Origin of the sequence: Pseudomonas sp. 18058, from assembly GCF_902706155.1 — a bacterium.
In the GTDB taxonomy this organism is placed as follows: domain Bacteria; phylum Pseudomonadota; class Gammaproteobacteria; order Pseudomonadales; family Pseudomonadaceae; genus Aquipseudomonas; species Aquipseudomonas rustica.
Genome location: NZ_CACSJY010000019.1, coordinates 107,306 through 115,058, shown reverse-complemented (window position 1 = coordinate 115,058; position 7,753 = coordinate 107,306). Strand labels below are relative to the sequence as shown.

Annotated in this window: 6 protein-coding genes; 1 reads left to right on the top strand and 5 read right to left on the bottom strand. The window is 58.4% G+C overall.

The window, feature by feature from the left end:
• Window positions 1-710: 710 nt before the first annotated feature.
• Complete coding sequence (locus GVL50_RS13140; RefSeq protein WP_159813443.1) at window positions 711-1,430, bottom strand: response regulator transcription factor; 720 nt, start codon at window positions 1,428-1,430, stop codon at window positions 711-713.
• A 169-nt stretch (window positions 1,431-1,599) separates the two neighbouring features.
• Here GVL50_RS13140 and GVL50_RS13135 point away from each other — a divergent pair, with 169 nt between their 5' ends.
• The gene (locus GVL50_RS13135) at window positions 1,600-3,132 is read left to right on the top strand and encodes an ATP-binding protein (protein ID WP_159813441.1); all 1,533 of its coding nucleotides are present in this window, start codon (window positions 1,600-1,602) and stop codon (window positions 3,130-3,132) included.
• Window positions 3,133-3,300: 168 nt separating this feature from the next.
• Here the strand turns inward: GVL50_RS13135 and GVL50_RS13130 are convergent, their stop codons facing one another.
• The 4 genes from GVL50_RS13130 to glyQ all read right to left on the bottom strand — a co-directional run bounded on the left by GVL50_RS13130 (window position 3,301) and on the right by glyQ (window position 7,712).
• Complete coding sequence (locus GVL50_RS13130; RefSeq protein WP_159813439.1) at window positions 3,301-4,080, bottom strand: 1-acyl-sn-glycerol-3-phosphate acyltransferase; 780 nt, start codon at window positions 4,078-4,080, stop codon at window positions 3,301-3,303.
• Window positions 4,081-4,163: 83 nt separating this feature from the next.
• Entirely contained in the window at window positions 4,164-4,703 is a 540-nt protein-coding gene (gmhB, locus tag GVL50_RS13125; protein WP_178124186.1) for a D-glycero-beta-D-manno-heptose 1,7-bisphosphate 7-phosphatase, read from the bottom strand.
• 4 nt (window positions 4,704-4,707) lie between these two features.
• Window positions 4,708-6,762, bottom strand: coding sequence for a glycine--tRNA ligase subunit beta (gene glyS, locus GVL50_RS13120; RefSeq protein WP_159813435.1), 2,055 nt, complete (start codon window positions 6,760-6,762; stop codon window positions 4,708-4,710).
• Window positions 6,759-7,712: a glycine--tRNA ligase subunit alpha gene (gene glyQ / locus GVL50_RS13115; protein WP_025112261.1), complete on the bottom strand. Its 954-nt coding sequence runs from the start codon at window positions 7,710-7,712 to the stop codon at window positions 6,759-6,761. Before glyQ ends, glyS begins: the two co-directional genes overlap by 4 nt.
• Between the last annotated feature and the right edge of the window lie 41 nt (window positions 7,713-7,753).

The following is a 7,753-nucleotide window of genomic DNA, read 5'->3' as shown; positions in this document are numbered from 1 at the left end:
GCTTGATGAGCCTTCAAGCGGAACACGACTGCTAAGCTTATCCACAATTGCTGGGACAAAAATCAGCAATCCGCCCTGGGTCAATTTTCAATCGGCAGGGTGGGTCAGTTTTCAATCAGCGCCAACAGCTGGCCCATTCGATTCAGCCTAGCGATGCTTTATTACGTAATGGTGACGGAGCAGGAGTATCTACCCAGACTGAGCAGCGGCTCCTCTTCTATGCTTTCGGCGAGCTTAGAGGATCATGGATCAGTTGACATGGCTGTATTTATGTACAGTCATAGGTTGGAGGTGGGTGTCAGGGCTGGCAGTTAAAAGTTGCCAAAATAGACTGGTATTAACTTACTAAGACGTACTTGAATAAGTGAGTTATATAGTTTAATTTATATTCTCTTTTGACAAATTGTCAATTAACCGAATTTTAAAATCGTTGTTCATTTCCATGGCGTCTAACTTTGGCCGAAAATAGGTTTCCGCACTTTAACTTCTTCCAATAGGAAGATTAACTTTGCCCAAACGTGCCGTATACCTCTGATATTTCAATCTGTCAAAGTCGGTTAACTTTGCCCACCTACATCCTCGTTTGCCTCAAACAAAAAGGCCAACGCATTGCGTTGGCCTTTTTTATTGGCAGATCAAAAGATCGCAGCCTGCGGCAGCTCCTACAGGAGATCAACGTAGGAGCTGCCGCAGGCTGCGATCTTTTGATCTTACTCGGGCGCTGCCGCCACACTCTCCAACCGATACCCATACCCATAAATCGTCAACAGCTGCCAACCCCGATCCGCCGTCAGACCGAGTTTATTCCGCAGCCGATAAATATGCGTATCCAACGGCCGCGACGAAGCCATCTCCTCATGCGGCCAAAATCGTTCGTACAGATAATCCCGCGATAACGGCCTCCCCAGATTGCTGAACAAACACCGCGCCAGCCGGTACTCGCGCTCGGTCATGACAATCGGCTTTCCCTCGCGGGTAACGGTCAATTCAGCGTCATCAAACGTCAGATCATTAAAGCTCAGCACTTCTGTCGCCGCCGCACGTTGCTGGCTGTGCCGCCGCAATACTGCAGCCACCCGCGCCTTCAATTCATTTGGCCGAAACGGCTTGCTCACATAATCATCCGCCCCCGCATTCAACGCCTGAACGATATCGCTCTCGCCATCACGGCTGGTGAGCATGATCGCTGCCGGTGGCGCTTCCATGTGTTCGCGGGTCCAGCGCAGCAGGGCCAGGCCGGTGAGGTCGGGCAGTTGCCAGTCGAGGATCAGCAGGTCGAAGGTTTCCCGGCGCAGTTGGCGCAGCAGGTCTTCGCCACGCTCGAAGCTGTGCAGTGACCACGGCTGTTCGCCGGCATCGGCCATTTGCTGCAGGGTTTGCTCGACCCGGCGCAGTTCGGCGGGTTCGTCGTCCAGAATCGCAACGCGCATTCGCGGTCATTCCTTGTTGCTTGGGCAGTTGGCGGACAACCATAGTCGCTCGGCCCTCGCAGTGAAAGTAAGCAGCCCGCCGTTGGTCGACGTCCGCTATGATTCTTCGGGTCTACGTCTCAGACCTGTGGCCCATGAAACCATTCACCCTGCCCTGCCGTTTTTCCAAATGAACACTAATCGCCGGCGTGAAAGCCGTGAGCCCAGCCAGGTGCAGCGCCTGTTTCGACAGCTGGTGCGTGAGTGGTTGTGGATAAGTCTAGTGCTGTTGCCGCTGACTGCGCTGTTGTCGTATCGCGCGCAGGTCAACCTGCACGGTGCGGCTCCCGTCATGGGAGCCATGCTTTCGGTGGGCCTGGTCGCGTGCGTACTTGGTTTGCTGTTGTGGCGTCCGCGCTGGGCATTGTGGATAACGCTGGTTGGTATGGCCGCCGTGCTGCTGACCAGCGCCGGGCTGGCGGAGATGCGTCGCTGGTGGTCGCCGACGCCGGCGGTGTTGGGCATGTTGTTCGGCTATCTGATCTGGAACTGGCGGCGCCTGAGTGTGGTGCTGACTTATTTCGGCTGGGAGCTGACGCGGCTGGACGGTGAGCCGAAGGTTTTCCCCGAACGCCGCCGTACGCAGTTCACCGGCGCCGATCGTTTGCAGGGGCAGATCATGGCCTTGGAGCAAGCCATGAGCCGCACCCGCGATACTCGACGCTTCATCGCAGACGGTTTGGAATACTTGCCGGTCGCCACACTGATCAGCGATCCCAAGGGGCAGATCCTGCTGGGCAATCGCAAGGCCCGCGCGTTGTTCGATACCGCATTAGTGGGTGACGACGTCCTCGATCAACTCGGCCGCCTCGGCTATCCGGAATTATCCACAGAGCCACGTCCAGCGTTATCCGCCCTTCCGCTGCTGGAATTCCGTGACCACAAGGAACGCAGCCTGCGCCTGGAACGTGCCGCCCTGCTGCCGGTGGACGGTGACACACCGATCGGCTGGCTGCTGAGCCTCACCGACCTCAGCGCCGAACGCGCGGCGGAAGAACAACGCAGCGTGTTGCTGCGCTTTCTGTCCCACGACCTGCGCGCGCCACATTCGGCGATCCTCGCTTTGCTGGATGTGCATCGCCATCAGGCCGGGGCTGATGCGCCGTTGTTCGAACAGATCGAACGTCAGGTGCGCCGCGCGCTGGATCTGACCGACGGTTTTGTTCTGCTGGCGCGAGCCGAGTCTGAGACTTACCAATTTCAACCGACGTTGTTCGCGATGCTGGTGCTCGACGTGCTGGATCAAGCGTTGCCCATTGCCCAGCAGAAACGCATCGAGCTGCTGCATGACATGGATGAAGAGTCGCAGGAACGTCTGATCAATGCCGATCAAGGCTTGCTGACCCGCGCGCTGTTCAACCTGCTGGAAAACGCGATCAAGTACAGCCCGGCCGACACCACGATCACCCTGCGCGTCCGTTGCCGTGAGGAATGGTTGCACTGTGAATTGATCGATCAAGGCAAAGGCATCGCCGCCGATGAATTGCCGGATCTGTTCAGTCAGTACCGGCGTTTTTCCTCCGCCCAAGGCATCGATGGCGTGGGGCTGGGCCTGTCGATGGTCAAAGCGGTGGTTGATCACCATGGCGGTAAAATCGAATGCCGCAGCGTGGTGGATCAAGGCACCACGTTCCTGCTGGAGTTACCGCTGATTCACGAATAATCAGGCACAAAAAAACCGGCTATATCAGCCGGTTTTTTTACATCGGAAACAAACTTATGCACCTTTTACGGTCTTTTATGAGCTTGAGAAATATATAAGTAAATCAATTACTTAATCTCAATATTCAAGCCTTTTCAAACAAACCGTACACAGGTTATCCACAAAATCTCAGACAGCGATCTGATCATCGGCGACTGGTGCCTGCGGGGCCGGCGGCAACGAGCCCATTTCGCGTTGAGTCTTCTCGTTCCAGGCTTGCACCCGGTCGTTCAACTCGGCAATGGCGCGCGGGCCTGTGCCTTCGGCGTACATCGGTTCGCCGATGACCACCGTGATCACGCCGGACTTTTTGCCCCAGCCGACTTTCGGCCAGAATTTGCCGGCATTGTGTGCAATCGGCAGTACCGGAAGCGCCGCATTCACCGCCAAAGCGCTACCACTGCGGGAGAACTTGCCGACAGTGCCAAACGGCACGCGTGTGCCTTCCGGAAAGATCAGCACCCAAACGTTGTCCTTGAGCAGCTCGTCACCTTTGGCGGCGACTTGTTTGAGCGCCGCTTTCGGGTTGTCACGGTCAATCGCGATCGGCCGCAACATGGCCATGGCCCAGCCGAAGAACGGCACGTAAAGCAATTCGCGTTTGAGCACTTGGCTCAACGGCGAGAAATAAGCGGAGAGAAAGAACGTCTCCCAGGTGCTCTGGTGGTTCGATTGAATCACGCAGGGCCGGTCAGGCACGTTTTCCGCGCCCTTGATTTCGTAGCGGATACCGAGAAATACCTTGGTCAGCCACAAGGCGCAACGGCACCAGTACACGTTGATAAACCGATAACGCGCCTTGAACGGCAGAAACGGCGCGATGAAAAAACTCAAGCTGCACCACAGCAGGGAGGTGGTGCCCAGCAGCAGGTAAAAGAGAAAAATCCTGATGGCCCGCAGTATCGACATAGTGACGTTTACCGTGACGGGGCAATGCCCGAGTGTTCAAGCGCACTCCCGATCAATCCCTGGTCAGGAACTTCAGAAGTACTCTAGTTGTGGATAAGTTCTGCGGCAATCGCCGCCAGATCGTCAAAAATCAGAGTGCCAACCGGCAGGGTTTTGCCCTGAGTCTTTTCGCCTTTTCCGGTCTTTACCAAAACTGGCTGTGAATCGACGGCTTTGGCAGCCTCCAGGTCACCAAGGCTGTCGCCGACAAACCAGACATTGCTCAGCTCGACGTCGTAATGCGCCGCGATGGTTTTCAACATCCCCGGTTTCGGCTTGCGGCAATCGCAGCCTTCGTCCGGCCCATGCGGGCAGTACACGATCAGCCCGACTTCACCGCCCTGTTCCGCGACCAGCTCACGCAAGCGCGCGTGCATGGCATCGAGGGTGGCGAGGTCGTAGTAGCCGCGAGCAATGCCCGACTGGTTGGTGGCCACCGCCACCGTCCAGCCGGCCTTGCTCAACTGCGCAATCGCTTCGATCGAGCCGGGCAACGGAATCCACTCCGCCACTGACTTGATGTAAGCGTCGGAGTCGTAATTGATCACTCCGTCCCGATCGAGAATCAGCAGTTTCAACAGCAATCCCTCAACCCAGCAGCGAAATGTCGGCAACGCCGAGGAACAGACCACGCAGACGCGCCAGCAGCGCGTAACGGTTGGCCCGCACATTGGCGTCGTCGGCATTGACCATCACCGCGTCGAAGAACGCATCCACCGGCTCACGCAATGCCGCCAGGCGTGCCAGCGATTCGTTGTACTGACGCGCCGCAGCCATCGGCTGTACCGCTTGATCCGCTTGCTGGATCGCCGAGTACAGCGAGAACTCGTTGGCGTTGTCGAAGTACTTCGCTTGTACCTCGGTCGGTACTGCGCCTTCGAGTTTGCTCAACAGGTTCGACACACGCTTGTTCACCGCCGCCAGCGCTGCCGCTTCCGGCAGTTTGCGGAAGGCCTGCACCGCTTGCACGCGCTGATCGAAGTCCAGCGCCGAGCCCGGCTTCAGGGCACGTACCGACAGGTAAGTGGCGACTTCAACGCCTTCGTCTTCATAACGCGCACGCAGGCGGTCGAAGATGAATTCCAGCACGGACTCGTTGAGGCCGGCAGCCTTGACCTTGGTACCGAACGCATTCACCGCGAATGCGACGGCGTCGTTCAGGTCCAGATCGAGCTTCTTCTCGATGAGGATACGCAGCACGCCGAGTGCCGCACGGCGCAGGGCATACGGGTCTTTACTGCCGGTTGGCAGCATGCCGATACCGAAGATACCGACCAGAGTGTCGAGCTTGTCAGCGATCGCGACGGCCGCACCGGTCAGGGTGGCTGGCAGTTCAGCACCGGCACCACGTGGCATGTACTGCTCGTTCAGCGCCAGTGCGACGTCTTCCGGTTCGCCGTCATTGAGGGCGTAGTAGTAACCGGCGACACCTTGCATCTCCGGGAACTCGCCGACCATTTCCGTGGCGAGGTCGCACTTCGACAGCAGGCCAGCGCGAGCAGCCCACGAAGCGTTGCCGCCAATGCGAGCGGCGATGTAAGCAGCCAGTTTCGATACGCGCTCAGCCTTGTCGTAGACGCTGCCGAGTTTTTCCTGGAACACCACGTTCTGCAGGCGCAGGTTGAAGTCTTCGAGTTTCTGCTTCTTGTCTTGCTTGAAGAAGAACTCGGCGTCGGTCAGGCGTGGGCGAACCACTTTCTCGTTACCGGCGATGATCTGTTGCGGGTCTTTGCTTTCGATGTTGGCCACGGTGATGAAACGTGGCAGCAACTTGCCGTCGGCATCCAGCAGGCAGAAGTACTTCTGGTTGTCCTGCATGGTGGTGATCAGCGCTTCTTGCGGCACGTCGAGGAAACGTTCCTCGAACGAGCACACCAGCGGCACCGGCCATTCAACCAGCGCGGTCACTTCGTCGAGCAGTGCCGGCGGCACGATTGCGGTGCCTTCCTGACGGGTGGCCAGCTCTTCGGTGCGCTTGCTGATGATCTCGCGACGCTCGTTGGCGTCGGCCAATACGTAAGCGGCACGCAGGTCGGCGAGGTAGCTCGACGGCGAACCGATGCGCACGCTTTCCGGGTGATGGAAGCGGTGACCACGGGAATCACGGCCGGCCTTCTGCGCGAGGATGGTGCAGTCGATGACCTGGTCACCGAGCAGCATCACCAGCCATTGGGTCGGACGCACGAACTCTTCCTTGCGCGCACCCCAACGCATGCGTTTCGGGATCGGCAGGTCGTTCAGCGAATCTTCGACGATGGTCGGCAGCAGGCTCGCGGTCGGCTTGCCGGCAATGCTCTGGCTGTAACGCAGTTTCGGGCCGCTCTGGTCGATTTCGCTCAGATCAACGCCGCACTTCTTGGCGAAACCCAGTGCTGCTTGCGTTGGATTACCTTCAGCGTCGAACGCCGCCTGACGTGGCGGGCCGTCGAGGTTGATGCTGCGATCCGGTTGCTGGGTAGCCAGCGCGGTGATCAGCACAGCCAGACGGCGCGGCGCGGCGTAGACGGTTTTAGTCTCGTAGCTCAGGCCAGCGGCTTGCAGGCCCTTGTCGATACCGGCGAGGAACGCGTCAGCCAGGGTGTTCAGGGCTTTCGGTGGCAGTTCTTCGGTGCCCAGTTCAACCAGAAAATCTTGCGCACTCATTGTGCTGCCTCCAGCTTGGCCAGTACTTCGTCACGCAGATCCGGGGTCGCCATCGGGAAGCCCAGCTTGGCGCGCGCCAGCAGGTAGGCTTGCGCAACGGAACGCGCCAGGGTGCGTACGCGCAGAATGTATTGCTGACGCGCGGTCACCGAGATCGCCCGGCGCGCATCTAGCAGGTTGAAGGTGTGCGAGGCCTTCAACACCATTTCGTAGCTCGGCAACGGCAGCGGCTGGTCGAGTTCGATCAGGCGCTTGGCTTCGCTTTCATAGAAGTCGAACAGTTCGAACAGTTTGTCGACGTTGGCGTGTTCGAAGTTGTAAGTGGACTGCTCCACTTCGTTCTGGTGGAACACGTCGCCGTAGGTGACTTTGCCCATCGGGCCGTCAGCCCAGACCAGGTCGTAGACCGAATCCACGCCTTGCAGGTACATGGCCAGACGCTCGAGACCGTATGTGATCTCGCCGGTCACCGGGTAGCACTCGATGCCGCCCGCCTGTTGGAAGTAAGTGAACTGCGTCACTTCCATACCGTTCAGCCAGACTTCCCAGCCCAGACCCCAGGCGCCGAGGGTCGGCGATTCCCAGTTGTCTTCGACGAAGCGGATGTCGTGAACCAGTGGGTCCAGACCGACATGCTTGAGGGAGCCCAGGTACAGTTCCTGAAAGTTGTCCGGGTTCGGCTTCAGCACGACCTGGAACTGGTAGTAGTGCTGCAGACGGTTCGGGTTTTCGCCGTAACGGCCGTCAGTCGGACGACGGCTTGGCTGCACGTAAGCGGCGTTCCAGGTTTCCGGGCCGATGGCACGGAGGAAGGTCGCGGTGTGGAAAGTGCCGGCGCCTACTTCCATATCGTAGGGCTGAAGTACCACGCAACCTTGCTCGGCCCAGTATTGCTGGAGCGCGAGGATCAAGTCTTGGAAGGTACGCACGGCTGGCGTAGGCTGGCTCACGAAATTCACCTGTTTCTTGGGCTGCGATTTAAAGAGCGGGA